This window comes from Komagataeibacter swingsii (assembly GCF_003207895.1).
GTDB classification, from domain to species: Bacteria; Pseudomonadota; Alphaproteobacteria; order Acetobacterales; family Acetobacteraceae; genus Komagataeibacter; species Komagataeibacter swingsii.
This window is the reverse complement of the sequence record NZ_NKUB01000014.1, coordinates 19,729-40,261: the sequence shown is the minus strand read 5'-3', so window position 1 is coordinate 40,261 and position 20,533 is coordinate 19,729. Positions and strand designations below refer to the sequence as shown.

At 65.2% G+C, this 20,533-nt stretch carries 19 protein-coding genes; 12 read left to right on the top strand and 7 right to left on the bottom strand.

The window, feature by feature from the left end; translation table 11 throughout:
• Positions 1 to 3 precede the first annotated feature (3 nt).
• The 7 genes from CFR76_RS11495 to CFR76_RS11465 form a co-directional block, all read right to left on the bottom strand.
• Positions 4 to 1,140, bottom strand: coding sequence for an MlaE family ABC transporter permease (locus CFR76_RS11495; protein ID WP_110557185.1), 1,137 nt, complete (start codon positions 1,138 to 1,140; stop codon positions 4 to 6).
• A gap of 205 nt (positions 1,141 to 1,345) precedes the next feature.
• Positions 1,346 to 2,419: a hypothetical protein gene (locus CFR76_RS11490; RefSeq protein ID WP_110557158.1), complete on the bottom strand. Its 1,074-nt coding sequence runs from the start codon at positions 2,417 to 2,419 to the stop codon at positions 1,346 to 1,348.
• Complete coding sequence (locus CFR76_RS11485) at positions 2,416 to 3,150, bottom strand: 2OG-Fe dioxygenase family protein (protein ID WP_110557157.1); 735 nt, start codon at positions 3,148 to 3,150, stop codon at positions 2,416 to 2,418. Before CFR76_RS11485 ends, CFR76_RS11490 begins: the two co-directional genes overlap by 4 nt.
• Positions 3,143 to 5,698, bottom strand: a complete 2,556-nt coding sequence (locus tag CFR76_RS11480; protein WP_244191902.1) for a mechanosensitive ion channel family protein — start codon at positions 5,696 to 5,698, stop codon at positions 3,143 to 3,145. The genes CFR76_RS11485 and CFR76_RS11480 overlap by 8 nt, the downstream gene beginning before the upstream one ends.
• 186 nt (positions 5,699 to 5,884) lie before the next feature.
• Entirely contained in the window at positions 5,885 to 6,478 is a 594-nt protein-coding gene (locus CFR76_RS11475) for an RDD family protein (protein WP_025439413.1), read from the bottom strand.
• A gap of 114 nt (positions 6,479 to 6,592) precedes the next feature.
• Positions 6,593 to 7,828, bottom strand: a complete 1,236-nt coding sequence (gene argJ, locus CFR76_RS11470; protein WP_110557155.1) for a bifunctional glutamate N-acetyltransferase/amino-acid acetyltransferase ArgJ — start codon at positions 7,826 to 7,828, stop codon at positions 6,593 to 6,595.
• A 100-nt stretch (positions 7,829 to 7,928) separates the two neighbouring features.
• On the bottom strand, positions 7,929 to 8,810 hold the full coding sequence (locus tag CFR76_RS11465; protein WP_110557154.1) for a peptidylprolyl isomerase: 882 nt from the start codon (positions 8,808 to 8,810) through the stop codon (positions 7,929 to 7,931).
• Positions 8,811 to 9,090: 280 nt separating this feature from the next.
• On the opposite strand from CFR76_RS11465, the gene secA reads away from it, so the two are divergent.
• The 12 genes from secA (at position 9,091) to CFR76_RS11405 (ending at position 20,530) form a co-directional block, all read left to right on the top strand.
• A complete protein-coding gene (gene secA / locus CFR76_RS11460) occupies positions 9,091 to 11,832 on the top strand; it encodes a preprotein translocase subunit SecA (protein WP_110557184.1) in 2,742 nt (913 codons plus the stop codon).
• Positions 11,833 to 11,888: 56 nt separating this feature from the next.
• The gene (locus CFR76_RS11455; RefSeq protein ID WP_025439409.1) at positions 11,889 to 12,638 is read left to right on the top strand and encodes a YebC/PmpR family DNA-binding transcriptional regulator; all 750 of its coding nucleotides are present in this window, start codon (positions 11,889 to 11,891) and stop codon (positions 12,636 to 12,638) included.
• 8 nt (positions 12,639 to 12,646) lie between these two features.
• Complete coding sequence (gene ruvC / locus CFR76_RS11450; protein WP_110557153.1) at positions 12,647 to 13,153, top strand: crossover junction endodeoxyribonuclease RuvC; 507 nt, start codon at positions 12,647 to 12,649, stop codon at positions 13,151 to 13,153.
• Positions 13,150 to 13,770: a Holliday junction branch migration protein RuvA gene (gene ruvA / locus CFR76_RS11445; RefSeq protein WP_110557152.1), complete on the top strand. Its 621-nt coding sequence runs from the start codon at positions 13,150 to 13,152 to the stop codon at positions 13,768 to 13,770. The genes ruvC and ruvA overlap by 4 nt, the downstream gene beginning before the upstream one ends.
• Complete coding sequence (gene ruvB, locus CFR76_RS11440) at positions 13,767 to 14,813, top strand: Holliday junction branch migration DNA helicase RuvB (RefSeq protein ID WP_110557151.1); 1,047 nt, start codon at positions 13,767 to 13,769, stop codon at positions 14,811 to 14,813. Before ruvA ends, ruvB begins: the two co-directional genes overlap by 4 nt.
• Entirely contained in the window at positions 14,813 to 15,232 is a 420-nt protein-coding gene (locus tag CFR76_RS11435; protein WP_025439405.1) for a YbgC/FadM family acyl-CoA thioesterase, read from the top strand. Before ruvB ends, CFR76_RS11435 begins: the two co-directional genes overlap by 1 nt.
• Before the next feature lie 201 nt (positions 15,233 to 15,433).
• Positions 15,434 to 16,099 carry a protein TolQ gene (tolQ, locus tag CFR76_RS11430; RefSeq protein WP_081749449.1) on the top strand — a complete coding sequence of 222 codons (666 nt, stop codon included), beginning with the start codon at positions 15,434 to 15,436 and terminating at the stop codon, positions 16,097 to 16,099.
• A 2-nt stretch (positions 16,100 to 16,101) separates the two neighbouring features.
• Complete coding sequence (tolR, locus tag CFR76_RS11425) at positions 16,102 to 16,536, top strand: protein TolR (protein WP_025439403.1); 435 nt, start codon at positions 16,102 to 16,104, stop codon at positions 16,534 to 16,536.
• A gap of 30 nt (positions 16,537 to 16,566) precedes the next feature.
• A complete protein-coding gene (locus tag CFR76_RS11420; protein ID WP_110557150.1) occupies positions 16,567 to 17,559 on the top strand; it encodes an energy transducer TonB in 993 nt (330 codons plus the stop codon).
• Positions 17,560 to 17,589: 30 nt separating this feature from the next.
• On the top strand, positions 17,590 to 18,957 hold the full coding sequence (gene tolB, locus CFR76_RS11415) for a Tol-Pal system beta propeller repeat protein TolB (protein ID WP_110557149.1): 1,368 nt from the start codon (positions 17,590 to 17,592) through the stop codon (positions 18,955 to 18,957).
• A gap of 247 nt (positions 18,958 to 19,204) precedes the next feature.
• Positions 19,205 to 19,675, top strand: coding sequence for a peptidoglycan-associated lipoprotein Pal (gene pal / locus CFR76_RS11410; protein WP_025439400.1), 471 nt, complete (start codon positions 19,205 to 19,207; stop codon positions 19,673 to 19,675).
• 111 nt (positions 19,676 to 19,786) lie between these two features.
• Positions 19,787 to 20,530, top strand: coding sequence for a tol-pal system YbgF family protein (locus CFR76_RS11405; protein WP_110557148.1), 744 nt, complete (start codon positions 19,787 to 19,789; stop codon positions 20,528 to 20,530).
• Positions 20,531 to 20,533: the final 3 nt, after the last annotated feature.

Below are 20,533 nucleotides of genomic sequence, written 5' to 3'. Positions count from 1 at the left end.
CGGTCAGATCCCGATGACATTGGCGATAACCGCGAAGACCGCATCAAGGGCGATCACGCCCACAATGCCCACGACCACGGCCTTGGTCGCGGCAATGCCCACGTCGGCGGCGCTGCGCCCGGCCTTCAGCCCGATGCGGCAGCTTGTCAGGCCGACAAAGGTGCCGAACACGAAGCTCTTGATGAAGCCGAAGGTGAACTGGTCCAGTTGCAGCGCCTGCACCGTTTCGTGGAAATAGCCCAGCGGCGAGACATCCAGCATGATGTAGGATACGAAAAACCCGCCCAGCATGCCGATCAGGCAGCCGTAAAGGTAAAGCAGCGGCATGGTGAAGGCGAGCGCCAGCACCGAAGGCAGGATCAGGTAACTGGAAACCGGGATGCCGAATACCTGCAGCGCGTCGATTTCTTCATTGGCCTGCATGGTGGAAATGCGCGCGGCATAGCTGCCGCCGGTGCGCCCGGCCATGATGATGGCGGTCATGACGGCGGACATCTCGCGCACCATGGCAATGGCCACAAGGCTTGCCACATAGATGTCGGCCGCGAATTTATGCAGTTCCACCGAACCGACAAAGGCAAGGATCGCGCCGACCAGGAAGTTCACCACGCCCACGATCAGCAGCGCCGCAGGCCCCGCCGCATTCAGGTCGGACATGAGGTCGATGGTGCGCATCATCCCGCGCCCGACCAGGGAGGCCAGGCCCCCACGGGCCGCGGCAGCCCCCATTTCGCTGACGCAGCCGATTTCGTTCAGGGTATCGAGCGTGAACTGTCCCACCGCCGCCACCGGCGCGAAATGGTGCGGCGGCGGGGGCTTGGGTTCGGGCGGGATTTCGGGCAGCAGGTCCAGCAGCTTGTGCGCGGATTCCGGCAGGGTGTTGGTATCGACGTCCACATGGGCTTCACGCGCGCTGCGCTTGAGTTCCCACAGGAAGCTGATGAGCGAGGTATCCCACCTGCCAAGCTGGTCGGTGCGGAATTCAACCGGCTCCCCGTGGGGCACATCCTTCAGCGCCCCGGTGGGAAAGGCGGGGGTTCGTCCTTCCTGTGCAATCCAGTCCCCTGACAGCGTGATAAGGGTCCGGTTCGCCTCGGGCTGAAGATGCCATTGCGGCGCACCATTGACGGACGTATTCACCAGCCTCTCCAACCTCAGTGCCGCAACCCATGCCTGCCCGGTCACGGGGCGGCATGCATAAAACGATCCCCGTCCATGTTACTTGGCTGCGTCGCGCATGTGCATGGCGGGCATCCCATGGCATTCTGTTTTCCATACCAGATGACCCGCCCGGCACAAGCCCCGCCGGTGTGGAGGTTCCGCGATGGCAGCGCATGGCTTTGGCTTACCGCCGGTGCGTATCGGGCGCGCCGCGTGGGTCATGCAGCCTGTCCAGCGCGGGGTCCGCAACCGGCCTGCCCTGCACGACAGCCGTGATATCCGCCATCAACCGCCGGGCCACGGGCAGCCGGTAATGCAGCGGATCCCAGAAATTGTCGCGGTTTTCCGTCAACGGGCTGTCATGGTTGAAATCAAGGGCGATCACGTTGGACCTGCGGGCCGCGATCCTTTCCACCCCCAGCCTGCATGCCTGCAACCGGGCCGCGGCGACACCGCCCGCCGTCCCGTGCAGGAAGGCGGATGCGGGCGCAAACCACAGGACGGCGATGGTGGAGGCAGGCATGCGCCCGACCATTGAATCCAGCAGCGCCATGGTGGCTGGGGGGGTAGTGGCCATGCCGGGCGGGGCGGGGGTGTTGTCGGGCGGCGCCCAGTGGTCGAACGCGGCCTGCACCCGGGGGCGCAGCCGGTCATACTGGTCATCGGGCGGCACAAAGCTGGTGTAGCCATCCAGGCCGAAGCGCCGGGCTTTCAACCCCGCCAGCCACAGGAACTGGTTGGCGGCTTCCTGCAGGGCATACAGGCTGGCCATGTGCAGGTAGCCGGTCCATGCGGGGTGGCCGTACATCCATTCCGGCCATGGGCGGTTGGGGGATGTCAGGCTGCCGGGGCGTTCATGGCACCAGGCGGCGTCCACGTCGATCATGGCAATGCGCGGGGCGGGATGGGCACGCAGGAAGGCGTCGAGTTCGCGCGCCTGTTCCCACGGGCTGGCGCTGTTCATGGCCATGTTCAGGAAATGCGTGCCCAGTGCGCGGTCCATCGCGGCGGGCTGGATCAGCCGGCTGGTGGATGTGCCCAGCATGACGGAATCAAAGCGCGGGTTCCGCGCCAGCGCGGGCATGGTGTAGCGGGCGTTGGAGGTGATGGGAATGCGGGGCAGGCGGGGGGAGATGGGCAGCCCATCCCACGGGTCAACCGTTACGATGAACAGGTACAGCCCGCCGCCCAGCGCCAGCATGGTCCCCAGCGCCAGCATGCAGAAATGCTTCCACGCCCCGGGCCGCGCCCGGGTCATTGATGGCGAAACGTCACGACCAGTACGTCACGATAGGCCGGTCGCGTGGGATCAAGGGGCCTGACCGCCGTTACCCCGTGATAGACGCGGTTGTCATTGACCACCGCCGTATCCAGCGGCTGATCCAGCATGAAGCTGCCCACCATGGTGCGCTGCAGGTCATGGATCGCGGTTTCGCCCGACATGACGTTCTCGCGCCGGATCATCACGACCATGACCCAGTCCACGCCATCACGGTGCAGCCCTTCCGGCGTGGGCTGGCCGGGGCTGTCATCCAGCGCCTCGATCCGGAACTGGTGGATTTCGGTATGCCATGTATCGGGCATGCTGGCCGGATCGGTCAGGTCGGCCACGATCCGGTGCATGAGCCGCAGGATGGCGACCAGCGCGGGGTGCGCGCCCACGTCCGGTTCCACCGCGCGGAACCAGCGTTCGATCCCGCCATTGAGTTCGTTGTAATCGCGGCTCTGGTAATGGGGCTGGTGTTTCTTGCGCTGGATGCCGCTGTCGCTGATGGCGAAGGTGGCATGGCGGCGGCGGCGATAACGCCCGCCATCCGCCATGTAGCGGTCCAGCCCCAGCCGGTTCCAGCTGGCGGCGAAGTTGGCCCAGTCCCGCAGGCCATACTGCTCCAGCAGGGGCCGCATCTCCCCCGCAGGCACGAAGGCGTAGCCATCCGTGCGCAGGGGGGATTCCAGCCGCGCCAGCAGCGTGGGCATGCCGTCAGCCATGGGTGGGTTCATTTCCCTTGGGGCTGGCCTGCTGCCCGTCGCCATCGGCCTGCGCCTTCGGGGCCGCCGGTTCTGGCGCATCGGGCTGTGCCGTGCGCGCGGCCAGCAGCGTGGCCGGGTCTTCCTCCATGTTCATGCGCAGCGTGCCGCCCGGGCCATTGGCCAGCAGGTTGAGCGATGTCGGGATCGGGAACGCGACCTTTTCCTTCACCATGCGCGCGCCCAGGCGGGCATAGTATTCACGATAGACCTTCCATTTGGCACCGGGCGCCGTGCGGATGGACCCAAGGAACTTGGCCCCGTTCCCGTCAGCCTGCTCGACGCCCAGGAACGAGAAGTCGGACTTGATCAGCGGGCCGTAGACGGGGTCCTTGCGCATGAGCGACAGCTCATCCTTCAGGATCGCCGCGACCCGGTGCGGGTCTTCCGTCAGGTCCAGCATGAAACTGACCACCACAAGGTTGTAATCGCGTGAGGTATTGGCGATCGACGTGACGGATGAGAACGGGATGATGTGCAGGTCCCCGTTGATCGCGCGCAGCCGCAGGGTGCGGATCGACAGGTGTTCGACCGTACCCGCGACACTGCCCGCGGTGACCCAGTCACCCACCTGCATCGCATTTTCCACCAGCATGAAGAAGCCGGTGATGAAGTCCTTGACCAGGCTCTGCGAACCAAACGCGATGGCCGCACCCATGATGCCCGCGCCGGTCAGCAGCGGGGCGACGTTGATGCCGATCTGCGACAGCGTGGTCACGGTCACGATGATGATGATGAAGGTCAGCAGCACCGTGCGGATGATCGGCAGCACCGTGCGCAGCCGGGTGGCGCGGGATGCCTGGTCCGATGTCTCGAACCGGGTGATCTGGTTCTGCAGCGTGGCGTTGGCCACTTCCCACACCACGATGGCGATGGTGTAGGCGATCATGATCGTCAGCATGGCGCCCACGATCTTGGTGCCCAGCGAGCCATGCACGAAGAAGCGGATGGCGGGCAGGCCCCATGACTGGAGCAGCAGCACGATGGTCACGAATGTCAGCAGCACCGACAGCGCGCGCCGCGCGATGGGATAGTAGTAGTCCACGCGGGCCTGGAGGCCGGGATAGCGTTTTTCGGTCGCCTCGGGCACATGGAAAAGCTTGTTCTGCACGCTGAAGGCCAGCACGGACAGCAGCCGCGCGCCAAGGATGACCACGATGGTCAGCGACAGCGTGCGCAGGATCCACGCATAGCCGCCACGGATCTGGGTGGCCCAGACCAGCCACAGCGCGAAGTCGAAGAACATGGCCGGGATCCACCAGAAGCGGACCATCCTGCCCACGAAGATCCAGAACGGCTTTTCACGCAGGCGGCCCGAGGGCTGCAGCGCCGCGCCCACATGGTGGCGGATGCGCCAGATGAAGATCGCGATCAGGATATGTTCGATCAGCACCACGGCGCGGATGATGGCTTCCGTGCCGCGCGCGGGCATGTGGAACACGCCGCCCAGCGTGGACAGGCAGACCACGATGGACGGGGCCGCGACAAGGAAGTTCCACCACCGCGTGACCATGCGCGCCGTCGAGTCCGATGCGCTGCACAGGCGGATGGTGGGGGAATGCGGCACGAATATCGTCTCAAGCAGCAGGTAGATCACGCGCGCGATCACGTAGGCGTTGGTCAGCGTGAGGGTGACCATCGCGGCCTGGTGGGTGGTAGTGAACAGCGCGGACGCGCCATAACCCAGCCCGCAGAACAGGGCGACCGGCAGCAGTTTTATCAGCAGGTGCAGCAGTGAATAGGGAATGCGCGTGATGATGCGCAGCGTTTCATGCTGGTGGCGGTCATCGCTCTGGCGGGCCTGTTCGGTCTGCTGTTCGGCCTGTGCGTCGGCGGTGGAGGCGGGTGGCGGGGCGGGCTGGTCCTGGTCCGCCTGGTCCTCGCGCTTCAGGCGCTGGTTCAGGCGCTGCTCGGTCGCCACGGCGCGCGCCGTGACACCGGCCAGCGGCTTGCGCATGGCGATGGACAGCGCGCGTTCGGCAACAAGGGCAAGGATGAAGATGATGCTGGCCCGACCCATCGCATCCAGCAGGATCCGCCGCGAATCGGCATTGGACAGGATGGAGTGGACCCACCGGCCCACGAAGGCCAGGTCCTTGAACAGCCCTATGAAGTTCTGGCCCTGCTGCAACGCGACGTCGCGTATGTGGGTCAGCTCGCTCATGGTTTCGCTGCTGATGCTGTCGGGTTCAAGCGACACGTCGGCGGGGGCGGCCTTTTTCGCGGGGGCGGCGGGCGCCGGGGTCGGCTTGGGCGCGGGCAGCCCCTTGGCTATGGCGTCAAGGGTGCGGGTGAATTCCTCGCGCTTCTGCGGGTCGTTCATGACCGACAGGACCTGCTGCGCCTGCTGGCTGGTTATGCCCTGCGGGGCGGCGTCGGTGTCTGCCGCGCGGGCCTGCATGGCCCAGGGCAGCAGCGCCAGCATGAAGGCCGCCAGCAATGTCAGGATACCGCCCCGTCTGGACCGGGCTGGGGCGGGATGGACCGTTGTCGCGTAATGGGCCGACATGCCGATTGTTCACCTCCTTGGAAAATCGGGGAACCCGGCACAGCCTCAGGTTCCCCGCCGTAACACCAAAACGCCCGCGCGCATTCCTGCGCGGGGCGGACCGTCATGCTGCGGGAAAAACATTCAATATCAGAATAGAAGGCCGGCAGAGGCGGGAAGGTTGCATTTTTGTCATGTTTTTTTGTGTCAGCCGCCCCATTGCGGCGATGGCGGGGCGGCGGCGCGGGCTTCGCGGCGGATCACGCAGGTGCCCGCCAGGATGTCATGCAGGCCCTGCTTGCGCTGCGTCCACATGACCATGAGGAAGCCCACCCCGCAGATCAGCGCCGAAAGGTATTTGCCGAAATACCGCCCCGTCGCGCGCAGCAGCGTGATGCGGTTACCATACAGGTCGGTCACGCGCATCCGGCACATGATCTTGCCCGGCGTGGCCTGCAGGGACGAGGCCTCGAACAGGATGTAATACGCGGCGGACACCAGCAGGCTGATCTGTTCAAACCGTCCGTTACCGTTCCAGTGCAGGTGCGGCGTGGTGGAAAGGATGGTGTAGTCGGCAGGCTGGATATAGGAGATGCGGTAATCCCCCCCGCTGCCCCCCGTCGATTGCGGGTCGAAGATCGAGATCGAAAGGCTGGGCGCTACTAGTAGCATGCCCAGCAGGCCAAGGGCCGCCCACAGCACGATCGAATCGATCACATAGGCCACGACCCGGATCCAGAACCCCCCATAGGTCCAGACATCCTGCGGGGAAGAGGCGGGGCGGAAAAACGGGTTTGTCATGCAGGTTGTTCCTGTCTGGCAGACGTGATGGATATACCCTGACAGCAATGCCATCGCTGCGTGCGCAACGGAACAGGAAAAAACGGGCGCCCGCAAACAGCCGCCCGTGATGGCCTAGCTGCGGTAGGAGCCGTTGATGTCGATATAGCCATGCGTCAGGTCGCAGCCCCATGCCTGCGCCGTGCCATTGCCCAGCCCCAGGTCGATGGCGATCTCGATTTCCTGCCCGCGCATGTGCGCGACAACGGGGGTTTCGTCATAATCGGACACGACGGTGCCGTTCCGGGCAATCCATGTCCCGCCAATGCCGACCGACAGCGTATCGCGGTTGGCGGGTTCGCCACATTTGCCAACCGCCATGACGACGCGGCCCCAGTTGGCGTCTTCCCCCGCTACGGCCGTCTTGACCAGCGGGGAATTGGCCACGGCCATGGCCACGCGGTGGGCCGATTCATCGGATACCGCGCCCGTGACGGTGATGTGCATCATCTTCGTCACGCCTTCCCCGTCGCGGATCACCAGCAGCGCCAGTTCCAGCAGCAGGGAATCGAGCGCGTCACGGAAATCCGCCAGATGCGGCGAGTGCGCATCCCCGATTTCCACATTGCCCGCCTGTCCGGTGGCGAACAGCAGGATCATGTCGGAGGTGGAGGTATCCGAATCCACCGTGATGCAGTTGAAGCTGCGGCCGACGCCATCGGCCAGCAGGGACTGGATCACGCTGGCGGGCAGTTTCGCATCGGTCGCGATGAAGCCCAGCAGGGTCGCCATGTCCGGCGCCACCATGCCGCTGCCCTTGACGATGCCCTGGATGCGCACCGTCGTATCGCCAATGCGCGCGGTGCGGGTCGCGGCCTTGGGGAATGTGTCGGTGGTCATGATGCCACGGGCGGCGTCCGCCCACCCGTTATCAGACAGGGTGGCGTACAGGCCGGGCAGGGCCGCCGAAATCTTCTGGTAGGGCAGGATCTCACCGATCACGCCGGTTGAGGCGAGGAAGACCTCGCTCGCGGCACAGTTGACCAGCCGCGCCGCGTCCGCCGCGTTGGCCTGTGTCGCCTCGAAGCCCGCGCGGCCGGTAAAGACATTGGCGTTCCCGGCATTGACCACCAGCGCGCGCGCGCGGCCATCGGCCATCGCGGCGCGGCACCAGTCCACCGGCGCGCCGGGGCACTTGCTGCGGGTATAGACACCCGCCACCGTCGTGCCCGGCGCGAATTCCGCCATCACCAGGTCGGTGCGCCCCTTGTAGCGGATGCCCGCCGCTGTTGCGCCAAAACGCACGCCCGCCACGGGCGGAAGTTCAGGCATTGGCCGGGCAAGGGGGGAGACGGGCAGGGCATTGGCCATGGTCGGTCAGGATCCTGGGATGACAGCGGGAAACGGGAAATGGATAGGACACCGGCGCGGGTGGACATACGGCTGCATGCCCGCCCGCGCCACAGCCCGGTCAGTGGGCCGCGGGCTGTTCAGGCAGCGGCTTGCCGTCGGGGCCGAAGCGCACGACCTTGACCTGCGACAGGGCGTTGCTCACGGCCTTCTGCACACCTTCCTGGATCAGCTTCTGGCGGATCTGGTCGCGGGTTGCCTCCAGCGTGGGCGTCGGCGCGGTGCGCTTGCCCAGCACCTGGATCACGTGCCAGCCATACTGGGTATGGACCGGGGTCTGGCTGAAGGTGTTGGGCTGCATGGCTGATGCGGCGTCCCAGAAGGTCGGCAGCATGTCGCCCTTCTTGAACCAGCCAAGGTCGCCGCCATTCTGCTTGGCCGATCCGGGGTCCTTGGACAGCTTGGTGGCCAGTTGGCCGAAATCGGCCCCGGCCTTGAGCTGCTTGATGACGTCGTTGGCCTCGGCCTCGGTCTGCACCAGGATGTGGCGGGCGTGGATTTCCTCCGCACCCGGCTTGTTGGCGTAATTCTTGTCGTAATACGCCTTGACCGCGTCATCGGTCAGCGTGGGGGCGACCTGTGCCGACAGATAGGCATTCTGCAGCGCATTCTGTGCCGCCTGCTGCATCTGCTGCTGGACGTCGGGCTGCTTGTCCAGCCCGGCCTTGGCGGCCGCGACCTGGATGGCGCGCTGGTCCACAAGCTGGTTGAGCAGGATCGGCACGATGATGTTGTCGGGCAGCTTGCGCAGCTGCTCGGGCATCGTGGCCATGGCCTGCCGCACGTCATTGAGGCGGATGTCCTGCCCGTTGACCGTGGCGAGGAGCGGATTCTGGTCCGCCGTGGCCGGTGCGCCCGGCTTCGCCGCCGGGGCGGCGGGTGCCGGGGCGGGCGTCGCCGCGAATGCAGGAGGGATGATGAAAGAGGAAGCAAGCAGGGCCATCGTTGCGACAGCCTTTGCCGGACTGATAGTCCGCATGTGCAAAAAACCCTAGTTATGAACGCGTTCGGCGGGCATCATGGCGAAGGGCGGCCCGGCCTGCAAGGGCCGGATGCGATATGGCCGTTTTCCCCCGCTTTTGCCACGGCGCTGCGGTCCATCGGTTGACCGCTGGCGGCGTGGGTCCTATCTCATGTCTCCGCGCGAGAATTTTATCCGCCAAGCCTGCCCCCGCCGGTCGTCCGTCGCGGGCGTGCGGGAATGCCATTCCGGGAAGGTCTTCATGTTCGCCAGTATTGCCCGCGCCCTGTTCGGAACCGCCAATGACCGGGCGCTGAAATCGTACCAGCGGCGCGTGCCCGCGATCAACGCGCTGGAAGGCACGGTCCAGGCGCTGGACGATGCGACCCTTGCCGCCAAGACGCCCGAATTCCGCGAACGCCTCGCCAGGGGCGAAACGCTGGATGACCTGCTGCCCGAAGCCTTCGCCGTCTGCCGCGAGGCCTCGAAGCGCGTGCTGGGCATGCGGCATTTCGACGTGCAGCTGATTGGTGGCATGGTCCTTCATGATGGCAAGATTGCGGAAATGCGCACCGGGGAGGGCAAGACCCTTGTCGCGACGCTTGCCGTCTATCTCAGCGCGCTGGCGGGCAAGGGCGTGCATGTCGTGACCGTCAACGACTACCTGGCCAGCCGCGATGCCGACCAGATGGGCAGGCTGTACGAATTCCTGGGGCTGAGCGTGGGCGTGGTCGTGCCCAACATGCCGGAGGACGAACGCCGCGCCGCCTACCGTGCCGACATAACCTACGGCACCAACAACGAATTCGGCTTCGATTACCTGCGCGACAACATGAAGTACCGCGTCGAGGACATGGTCCAGCGGCCCTTCCACCACGCCATTGTCGATGAAGTCGACTCGATCCTGATCGATGAGGCGCGCACCCCGCTCATCATTTCCGGCCCCGCCGAGGACAGTTCCGACCTGTACCGCGCGGTGGATGAGGTAATGGTCGCCCTGGTGGCCGATCCGGAGGCGTATGAGAAGGATGAGAAATTCCGCTCCGTCATCCTGACGGAAAAAGGCGCGGAACAGGTGGAGGACCTGCTGCGCACCGCCGGCGTACTGCATGAAGGCGGCCTGTATGACAGCCACAACGTGGCGGTCATCCACCACGTGCAGCAGTCGCTGCGCGCGCATACGCTGTTCACCCGCGATGTCGATTACATCGTGCGCGGCGGCAAGGTGGTCATCATTGACGAGTTCACCGGCCGCATGATGGAAGGCCGCCGGTATTCGGACGGCCTGCACCAGGCGCTGGAAGCCAAGGAACATGTCGAGGTCCAGCAGGAAAACCAGACCCTGGCCTCGATCACGTTCCAGAATTACTTCCGCATGTATCCCCGCCTGTCCGGCATGACCGGCACGGCCATGACGGAAGCCGATGAATTCGCGGATATCTACAAGCTCGACGTGATCGAGATCCCGACCAACCTGCCCGTCGCACGCAAGGACGACGATGACGAGGTCTACCTGACCGCGCGGGAGAAATATGAGGCGGTCGCGGGCCTGATCAAGGATATCAGCAAGACATCCGGCCAGCCGGTGCTGGTGGGCACCACCTCGATCGAGAAGAGCGAGTACCTCTCCTCCCTGCTGCGCCAGCACGGCATCCGGCACAACGTGCTCAACGCCCGTTTCCATGAACTCGAGGCGGAGATCGTGGCGCAGGCGGGCGCACCCGGCGCGATCACGATTGCGACCAACATGGCCGGGCGTGGCACGGACATAAAGCTGGGCGGCAACGTGGACATGCTGATCCACCAGCGCCTTGCCGGGATCGAGGACCCGGACGAACGCGCGCGGCGCGAGCAGGAACTGCGCGAGACGGTGACCCGTGATCACGATATCGTGCGCAAGGCGGGTGGCCTGTATGTCATTGGTACCGAACGCCACGAAAGCCGCCGTATCGACAACCAGCTGCGCGGCCGCGCCGGCCGTCAGGGCGACCCGGGCAATTCACGCTTCTTCATCTCGCTTGAAGATGACCTCATGCGCATCTTCGGCACCGACCGCATGGGCAACATGTTGCAGAAGCTGGGGCTGAAGGAAGGGGAGGCCATCGTCCATCCCTGGATCAACAAGGCCCTTGAGCGCGCGCAGAAGAAGGTCGAGGCCCGCAACTTCGACATGCGCAAGAACACGCTCAAATATGATGACGTGATGAATGACCAGCGCAAGGAAGTCTATGCCCAGCGCCGGGAATACATGGGGGCGGAGGATGTCTCCCCCATCATCACCGAAATGCGTGAAGACGTGATCCACGACATGGTGGCCCGGCGCATCCCCGAAAAGTCCTTTGCCGAACAGTGGCTCAAGGACGAACTGGCGCAGGATGTGCAGACCACGCTGAACCTGAGCCTGCCGATCGCGGAATGGGCGAAGGAAGACGGCGTGGACGCCACGGTCGTCGCTGAACGGATCGAGCAGGCGGCGGCGCAGTCCCAGGCCAGCCGGGCAGCCAATTTCGGCCCCTCCGTCATGCGCTATGTGGAAAAGCAGGTGCTGCTGACCACGTTCGACGCGGTATGGAAAGAACATCTCCTTGCGCTGGACCAGCTGCGCCAGGGCATCGGCCTGCGCGCCTATGGCCAGAAGGACCCGCTGAACGAGTTCAAGCACGAGGCGTTCGAGCTGTTCCACGCCATGCTCGATCACCTGCGGGTGCGCGTGACATCCACCATGGCACGGGTGGAAATGGCGCCGCCGCCGATCGACAACCCCTTTGCCGGTGTGGCCGAAATCCATTCCGACCCCGAGGTGCCGGGGCTGGAGAACGAACCGGGGCCGGGTCTCATGCCCGATGCGACGGGCCGCCAGCCCGATCCGTCCATGGCGACGCCCATCGGCGGGGCGGCGGTCATGCCCGATGACCCGTCCAGCTGGGGCGAGGTCTCGCGCAATTCGCCCTGCCCCTGCGGGTCGGGCAAGAAATACAAGCACTGCCACGGGCGGCTGGTCTGACCAGTCGCTTCCGGGCAGGCCGGAAACGATAGACGAAACAGGATCAGGGACGAACGATGGCGGGTCATTCCCAATTCAAGAACATCATGCACCGCAAGGGCGCGCAGGACGCCAAGCGGGCCAAGCAGTTTGCCAAGGTCATCCGTGAAATCACCGTGGCCACGCGCGAAGGCATGCCCGACCCGGCCATGAACCCGCGCCTGCGGGCCGCGATTTCGGCCGCGCGTGAAGTCAACATGCCCAAGGATACGGTGGAACGCGCGATCAAGAAGGCATCGGGTGCCGGCGGTGGTGATGACTACACCGAAGTCCGTTACGAGGGCTACGGCCCGGCCGGTGTCGCCGTGATCGTGGAAGGGCTGACGGATAACCGCAACCGCACGGCGTCCGATGTCCGGGCCGCGTTTTCCAAGCATGGCGGATCGCTGGGGGAGACGAACTCGGTATCCTTCATGTTCACCCGCCTTGGCGTGATCACCTATCCGCTGGATGCCGCGAGCGAGGACGACCTGATCGAGGCCGGCCTTGAAGCCGGGGCCGAGAATGTCGAGACCGTGGACGGCATGCATGAAGTGACCTGCCCGGTCGAATCCTTCTTTGCCGTGCGTGACGCGCTGGAAACCCGTTTTGGCGAACCCGCTTCGGCCAAGCTGGACTGGCGGCCTGGCAACACGGTCGAACTGGATGAAGACAAGGCGCGCAGCGTGTTCAAGCTGATCGACACGCTGGAAGACCATGACGACGTGCAGGCGGTGTACGCCAATTTCGACGTGCCGGACGACGTGGCCGAAAAGCTGTCGGCCTGACCCGGCCGGTGGTCCGCATCCTTGGCATTGACCCCGGCCTGCGGTTTACCGGCTGGGGGGTCGTGACGGCGCAGGGCAACCGGCTGAGCCACGTGGCCGATGGTGTGATCGCCACCGATTCGGCGCTCAGCGTGCCCGAACGCCTGCGCCACCTGCATGATGCGCTGCTGGACCTGGCCCGCAACTTCGCCCCCGATGAGGCGGCGGTCGAGGAAACCTACGTCAACCGCAACGGGGCTGCCACGCTGAAGCTGGGCTATGCCCGCGGCGTGGGGCTGCTGGTGCCGATGCTGCTGGATATTCCCGTATCGGAATACGGGGCCAAGACGGTCAAGCGCGCGGTGGTCGGCACCGGGGCCGCGACAAAGGAACAGGTCAGCATGATGGTCCGCCGTATCCTGCCCACGGCCCTGCTGAAGCGCGCGGATGCGGCGGATGCGCTGGCGGTGGCCATCTGCCACGCCCATCATCGCGCCAGCGCCATGCATATCGCCAATGCGACGAGGATGGCATGATCGCGCAGTTGCGTGGCCTGCTGGCGCAGGTGGAGGCGGATCGCTGCGTGATTGACGTAAGCGGCGTCGGTTATCTGGTGCAGGCATCCTCGCGCACGCTGGCCGTCCTGCCGCAGCCGCCGGAACTGGCGTGCGTGCTGGTGGAAACCGTGGTGCGCGAGGACGCCATCCTGCTGTATGGCTTCGCCGAGGCGTCGGAGCGGTCATGGTTCCGCCTGCTGACCACCGTGCAGGGGGTGGGGGCCAAGGTGGCGCTGGCCATCCTGTCCATCCTGCCGCCATCTGACCTGATGGTGGCCATCGGCGGCGGCGACAAGGCCATGCTGACCCGCGCCGGCGGCGTGGGTGCGCGCCTGGCCCAGCGCATCGTGACCGAATTGCGTGACAAATGCGAAGGCATGCCCACGGGCGCCCCCGCAGGCGGTGGGGTGCCGGGCGTGACCATTACCGCGCCGACGCAGCGCAGCATCGCGGCGGATGCGCTGCTGGCGCTGTCCGGGCTTGGCTTCCGCCGGGCGGAGGCGCAGCCGGTGGTGGAACGGGTGATTGACCGGCTGGACGGCAGGGCTGATCTGGATATCGTGATCCGTGACGCGCTGAAGGAACTGGCCCGATGAGCGAGCAGCCCGAGCGCGAGATCGACGCCCGCCGGGGTGAGGAGGACGGCAGCGAAGGCTCGCTGCGCCCCCAGACGCTGGATGACTTTACCGGCCAGAAGGCCAGCCGCGAAAACCTTGCCATTTTCATCGCCGCAGCCCGGCAGCGTGGCGATGCGCTGGACCATGTGCTGCTGCACGGGCCGCCGGGGCTGGGCAAGACCACGCTGGCGCAGATCGTGGCGCGCGAACTGGGTGTCGGCTTTCGCGCCACGTCGGGGCCGGTGATCCAGCGCGCAGGCGATCTTGCGGCCATCCTGACCAACCTCCAGCCGCGCGACGTGCTGTTCATTGACGAAATCCACCGCCTGCACCCCTCCATCGAGGAGGTGCTGTACCCGGCGATGGAGGATTTCCAGCTTGACCTGATCATTGGCGAGGGACCGGCCGCGCGCTCGGTGCGGATCGACCTCGCTCCCTTTACGCTGGTGGCCGCCACCACGCGCGCGGGGCTGCTGGCGACCCCGCTGCGCGACCGCTTCGGCATTCCGCTGCGGCTGGTGTTCTACACGCCTGAAGAACTGCGCCAGATCGTGACCCGTGGCGCGCGCAAGCTGGAATTCGACCTGACCCCGGAAGGGGCGGAGGAAATCGCCCGCCGTTCGCGTGGGACGCCGCGTATCGCAGGCAGGCTCCTGCGCCGGGTGCGTGATTTCGCCGCCGTGGCGCGCGCGGGCAGCGGGCCGGTCGACCGGGCGCTGGCCGATGCCGCGCTGTCGCGGCTGGAAGTCGATTCGATGGGGCTGGACGGCATGGACCGCCGCTACCTGCGCCGCATTGCCGAATATCACCATGGCGGCCCGGTGGGGGTGGAAACGCTGGCGGCCGCCCTGGCCGAAGCGCGCGATACGCTCGAGGACGTGATCGAGCCTTACCTGATCCAGGAAGGTCTTGTGCTACGGACAAGCCGCGGGCGCATGCTGGGCGAACGGGGCTGGCGGCATCTCGGGTTGCCGCCCCCCGCCCGCACGCCCGGACAGGGCGACCTGCTGGGGGATGACTGATGGTGGAACATAATATCGATTTCCGTATCTATTACGAGGATACGGACGCGGGTGGCGTGGTCTATCACGCCCGCTACCTTGCGCTGGCCGAACGCGCCCGCACGGAAGCCATCCGCGCGCAGGGGCTGGCGGCGTCCGACCTGCTGGCCGATTACGGGCTGGCCTTCGTGGTGCGGCACGCGGCCATCGACTACCGCGCCCCGCTGCGGCTGGATGACATCGTGCGCATCACGACTCGGCTGACGGAACTCGGGGCGGCAAGCTGCCGGCTCATGCAGGATTTTTACCGTGCGGACGGGGAGGGGGACCTGGGGTGCGGGTCGCTGGATGTCCGCCTGGCCTGCGTGCGCGCGCAGGACGGGCGCGCTGCCCGATTTCCGCCGCGATGGCGTGATCTTTTGCGCGGACTCGTGGCCTGAGCCTGACGAAGGCATGCAGTATGCATGTGCTTTTCGTGCCATGGGTTGACCGGGACGCAAGGCTGTGCGGAAAGCGGGTTGGCCGCGACTTGCTAAAGGGGCAAGTTTCGTGTTTGTGCGAACGGTCAAGGTGGGCAGGAGGTATATTTGGACCAAGCGGTTAACGCGGCGAATCTGGGCGCTGCAGCAGGTGATCTGTCGATGTGGGCGCTGTTCATGCACGCATCGATTGTCGTCAAGCTGGTAATGATTGGCCTGGTGACCTGCAGTGTGATTGTGTGGGCAATCATCTTCGACAAATTCACGACCATCCGCCGGGTCAACCGGCAGGCGAATGATTTTGAGGAACGCTTCTGGGCCGGTGGCAGCCTTGATGACCTGTACGAATCCGATGGCGCGAAGCCCGTCCACCCTATGGCCGCCGTATTTGGCGCCGCGATGGGGGAATGGCGGCGTTCGTCGCGCATTACCGGCATCGACCTGGTGCATGGCGGGGTGCAGGATCGTGTCAACCGCGCTATGGCCATCACCATCACGCGGGAAATGGACCGCCTGAACCGGTGGATCATCTTCCTTGCCACCATCGGGCCGGTGGCGCCGTTCATCGGCCTGTTCGGTACGGTATGGGGCATCATGCATGCCTTCGGGTCGATCGCGGCGATGCACAACACCAACCTGTCCGTCGTGGCCCCCGGTATTTCCGAAGCCCTGTTCGCGACCGCCATCGGCCTTGTCACGGCCATCCCGGCGGTGATCGCCTATAACGTGATCAGCAACAGCATGAGCGTGTTCGAGGACCGGCTGGACGCCTTCGGCACCGAATTCGCCGCCATCCTGTCGCGCCAGTCCGAAGAAAGGGGTGCGTGAGCATGGGGGCAAGCCTGAGCGACCTGCGCGGACGCCGGCGCAAGCGGCGGCCCATGGCGGATATCAACGTCACCCCCTTGGTTGACGTGATGCTGGTGCTGCTCATCATCTTCATGGTGACGGCGCCCATGATGACCAGCGGCGTGAACGTGGACCTGCCCAAGACGGACGCGGCCCCGGTCAATACCGACACCAAGCCGATTACCGTCTCGATCCGGTCCAATGGCGACCTGTACCTGGGCGATGATCCCGTCTCGCCCGACCAGCTGGTGGACCAGCTCAAGGCGGCGGCCCAGAATGACCGTGAACACCGCATTTTCGTGCGCGGGGACTCCCATATCGACTATGGCCGGGTGATGCAGGTCATGGGCCAGATCACGGCAGGTGGCTTTACGCATGTGGCGCTGCTGGCGCAGCAGCCGCCCGGCGGCCATTAAGCTGAACCTGATACCGGGAGCCGTCTGATCGTGGTGCCACCGCGTCGTTCCGAACGTATCCTCATGCGGCGTTCCGTCATTGTGTCGGGCGGGCTGCATGTCGCGCTGCTGCTGGCCGTGCTGCTGCGGATGCCGGTGCCGGTACCCAAGGAACCGCCGCCGCCCCCCACGATCGAGATGGAATTCGCGGCCGATACCGGCACGTCCACCCCGCACAAGGGGGACAAGCCGGCGCCCAGGCCCGCCCCGGCGCCAGCGCCGGTCCGGCAGGAGGCGCCGCCCGCGCCCACCCCGCCGGAAAAGGCTCCCAACGAGGAAGCCGCACCCCCGCCCCCGCCGCCACCCCCCATGCCGCCGCCGCAGCAGGTGTCCAGGCCGGTGCCCGACGCGCCAACGCCCCCGCGTGAGGAGCAGCCTTCGCCCGATGCGGTGAAGCTGCCGCCCACGCCAGCCAAGGCCGCCCCGGCACAGGCCCATGCCCCGGTGCCCCCTTCGGCCCAGCCGGACCCGACGGCGGCACCCAAGGTGCAGGAGCGTTCAAGCACGACGCAGCCCAACGAGGCGAAGAAGCACGTGCCCGATACGCATTCCCTGCTGGCGACGCTGGATTCCTTCCGCGCGGACCAGAAGCAGACCCACCCGCCCAAGGCGCGGCCCAACCCGCAGCAGGGCGGCGCGCCCGATGGCGGCGGGACGCCGGACGGGGACATCACCAGCGCGCTGACCGCAACGCAGCAGAAGGCGATCGGCAATTCCGTGCGCCGCTGCTATTCGGAAGATACGGCCGCGCGTAATTATGCCCAGTTCGTGGCGCATCTGGTCGTGACGGTGGATGAGACGGGCACGGCGCGCCTGGTGGACTTTGCCCCCCAGACACAGGCACAGATGGCGTCGGACCCGTCCTACCGCGCGCTGGCGGAACGTGCGCGTGATGCGGTGCTCAGCCCCACCTGTGCCAAACTGCCCATTCCGCAGAACCTTCTGGGCCAGACCCGGCAACTGAAATTCGTATTCCGTCCCTGAACAACAGTGGACGAAGGCGAGGAGAGGAAAATGACGTCAAGCGTAAAGCCTTTGATTCCCGATGATGATGCCGACCGGCTGGCCGCGGCCTTTCTGGGCCGTCGCGGTTTCATGGGGGCGGGTGTGGCCGGTGGCCTTATGGCCACGCCGCTGTTTGCCGCGGGTGCCGCCCACGCGCAGGCGGGCGATGCCGAAATCACGGTAGACCAGGCCCGCACCGCGCCCATTCCCATTGTCCTGCCTTCGCTGGGCGGTGGCGTTGCGCAGCAGATCACGGATGTCATTTCCGCCGATCTGGGCAATTGCGGCCTGTTCCGTCCCATCAGCGCCAGCATGCCGCAGGGCACGCCTGACTTTGGCAGCTACAAGTCCATGGGCGCGCGCGCGGCCGTGACGGGCAAGGTCGTGGACCAGGGCAGCAGCCTGCGTGTGGAATTCCGCCTGTGGGATGTCATGACCGGCAAGCAGATCCAGGGCACGGCCTATACCGCCGCGGCCCAGGACTGGCGGCGCATCGCGCATGTGATCGCCGATGTGATCTATGGCCGCCTGCTGGGCGAGCAGGGATATTTCAATTCCCGCATTGCCTATATCGCCCGTTCCGGCCCGCGCGCGCACCAGACCACCCGGCTGGCCATCATGGATCAGGACGGGGCGGACAGCCGTTACCTGACCAACGGGCAGTGGCTGACGCTGACGCCGCGTTTCAATCCGGCAAATAGTGAACTGGCATTCATGTCGTATGCCAACTACAGGCCGCGTGTTTACCTGTTCAACCTGAATACCGGGCAGCAGAGACTGCTGGGTGATTTTTCGGGTATTTCCTTCGCGCCCCATTTCTCCCCCGACGGGCGCTCCGTGGTCCTGTCGGTTACACGCGGTGGCGGGTCGGACATCTATACGGTTGATCTGGCCACGATGGCGCGGCGGCAGATCACGTCCACCGGCGCGATTGACACCAGCCCGTCCTACAGCCCCGACGGGTCGCAGATCGTCTTCAACTCCGACCGTGGCGGTTCACCGCAGCTTTATATCATGAGTGCCGCAGGCGGCGACGCGAAGCGGATTTCCTATGGCCATGGCAATTACGGGTCGCCCGTCTGGTCCCCGCGTGGCGACCTGATCGCGTTTTCGCGCATTGCCAATGGCAGCTTCTCGCTGGGGGTCATGGCGCCTGACGGAACGGGGGAGCGGATCCTGACGCAGGGCTTTACGGTGGAAAGCCCGACCTTCTGCCCCAATGGCCGCGTGCTGGCCTTCTGCCGCCAGAGTGCGGCGGGCCATAATGGTGCCGGATTTGCAACAGGTATCAGCACAATTGACATTACCGGCTTCCACGAACGTGCCCTGCCGGCGGGCAGCGCGTCCGACCCGACATGGTCGCCGCTAAACAAATAATGCTTTCAATATGTTGGACAGATAATATTCCGCCACCTAATCATTTAGCAAATGGCGGGTATGTGTTTGTCCAACATTGACTATGGCCGGATTTTACCTCTATGGTAGTGGTGGTTTCCAGCGATCGCGAGTTTCTGTTGGACAGTTTGTTTGGCAGGGCGCAACGAGACTCGGGACCGTTCTATATTTAAATCCGGAAATTCAACAAATGGTTTCAAGCAATGAAACCGATCCAGGATCAAAAGTAATGAAACTGAAGCTTCTTGGTGCGGCCGGTATGGCCCTTTTTCTCGCTGCCTGTTCCGATCATGCGAACAAGAACGTGAACACGGGCGCCGCAACGCAGCAGGTCGGTCCGGCCCCGGGCAGCGAAGCTGACCTGGTCGCAACCGCTGGTGATCGCGTCCTGTTCGCGTTCAACCAGAACACGCTGTCGAGCGATGCGAAGGCCACGCTGGACAAGCAGGCTGCATGGCTGGCCAAGTACCCGCAGGTGCACGTGCAGATCGCTGGCAACTGCGATGATCGTGGCACGGAAGAATACAACATCGCGCTGGGTGAGCGTCGTGCCAACGCGGCGCATGACTACCTGGTGGCAAAGGGTGTCGATGCATCGCGCATCACCACCATTTCCTATGGTAAGGACCGTCCGACCGCTGTTGGTGATGACGAAGCGTCCTGGGCCCAGAACCGTAACGCCATCACGGCGGTACAGTAAGTTTCTGCCCACGCTTCTGATGGCGTGACAGTGATGGAACCGGCCGGGCGCTTATCGCTCGGCCGGTTTTGTTTTAGGTATGCATGTCTTGTGTTTCAAAGGGTTTGGTCCATGCAGTCTGTGATGTCATGTTTCCTTTCGCTCCCGTTCCTGTGCCGGCGGTGGGGCAGGGTGGGCGTGCTGGCCGGCGGGGTCTCGCTGGCGGGCATGGGGCTGGCGCAGGCTGCTGGTGACAATACCCTGACCCTGCAACTGCTTGACCGTGTAAACGCGCTGGAGGACCAGACGCGGGAAATGCGTGGCCAGATCGACCAGTTGACCAATCAGGTGCAGCAGCAGAATGCCGCCCTGAGCAAGCAGATCGGTGACATGGATTTCGCCATGCAGCATGGCCATGGCGGCACGGGTTCCGGCACCCTTGCCCCGCCAGCGGCGGCCACTGCCGCCCCTGCTGCCCCGGCGGCCGCCAAGCGATCGCCTGATGACGTGCTGAAGGCCGGCAATGATGCGCTGCTGAAACAGGATTACGCCACGGCGCAGGCTGACGCGCAGCAGGTGCTGTCCGGTCCGAAATCGCCGCGACTGGTGGATGCCCAGTACCTGCTGGCCCAGTCGCTGGCGGGGCAGAAACAGTACCGTCAGTCGGCGCTGGCCTATTATGACGCCTATAATCGCGCCCCGCATGGGCCGCGCGCGCCCAGCGCCCTGCTGGGGGTGGCGGCAACGCTTGTGGCGTTGAATGACAGGGCATCGGCCTGTCAGGCGCTGGACAAGCTGTCCAGCGAGTTTCCCGAACCTGCCGCCCGCATCAAGTCGGCCGAGCAGGTCTACCGCAAACGCGCCAAGTGTAGCTGACCG

Excerpts from the sequence above, each read along its gene's own strand:
- CFR76_RS11435 (WP_025439405.1), top strand. The coding sequence starts at position 14,813 with ATGGTGGAACATAATATCGATTTCCGTATCTATTACGAGGATACGGAC.
- CFR76_RS11490 (WP_110557158.1), bottom strand. The coding sequence starts at position 2,419 with ATGACCCGGGCGCGGCCCGGGGCGTGGAAGCATTTCTGCATGCTGGCG.
- CFR76_RS11455 (WP_025439409.1), top strand. The coding sequence starts at position 11,889 with ATGGCGGGTCATTCCCAATTCAAGAACATCATGCACCGCAAGGGCGCG.
- CFR76_RS11475 (WP_025439413.1), bottom strand. The coding sequence starts at position 6,478 with ATGACAAACCCGTTTTTCCGCCCCGCCTCTTCCCCGCAGGATGTCTGG.
- pal (WP_025439400.1), top strand. The coding sequence starts at position 19,205 with ATGAAACTGAAGCTTCTTGGTGCGGCCGGTATGGCCCTTTTTCTCGCT.
- tolB (WP_110557149.1), top strand. The coding sequence starts at position 17,590 with ATGACGTCAAGCGTAAAGCCTTTGATTCCCGATGATGATGCCGACCGG.
- CFR76_RS11480 (WP_244191902.1), bottom strand. The coding sequence starts at position 5,698 with ATGTCGGCCCATTACGCGACAACGGTCCATCCCGCCCCAGCCCGGTCC.
- CFR76_RS11405 (WP_110557148.1), top strand. The coding sequence starts at position 19,787 with ATGCAGTCTGTGATGTCATGTTTCCTTTCGCTCCCGTTCCTGTGCCGG.
- CFR76_RS11485 (WP_110557157.1), bottom strand. The coding sequence starts at position 3,150 with ATGGCTGACGGCATGCCCACGCTGCTGGCGCGGCTGGAATCCCCCCTG.
- ruvA (WP_110557152.1), top strand. The coding sequence starts at position 13,150 with ATGATCGCGCAGTTGCGTGGCCTGCTGGCGCAGGTGGAGGCGGATCGC.
- tolR (WP_025439403.1), top strand. The coding sequence starts at position 16,102 with ATGGGGGCAAGCCTGAGCGACCTGCGCGGACGCCGGCGCAAGCGGCGG.
- secA (WP_110557184.1), top strand. The coding sequence starts at position 9,091 with ATGTTCGCCAGTATTGCCCGCGCCCTGTTCGGAACCGCCAATGACCGG.
- CFR76_RS11465 (WP_110557154.1), bottom strand. The coding sequence starts at position 8,810 with ATGGCCCTGCTTGCTTCCTCTTTCATCATCCCTCCTGCATTCGCGGCG.
- ruvB (WP_110557151.1), top strand. The coding sequence starts at position 13,767 with ATGAGCGAGCAGCCCGAGCGCGAGATCGACGCCCGCCGGGGTGAGGAG.
- tolQ (WP_081749449.1), top strand. The coding sequence starts at position 15,434 with ATGTGGGCGCTGTTCATGCACGCATCGATTGTCGTCAAGCTGGTAATG.
- argJ (WP_110557155.1), bottom strand. The coding sequence starts at position 7,828 with ATGGCCAATGCCCTGCCCGTCTCCCCCCTTGCCCGGCCAATGCCTGAA.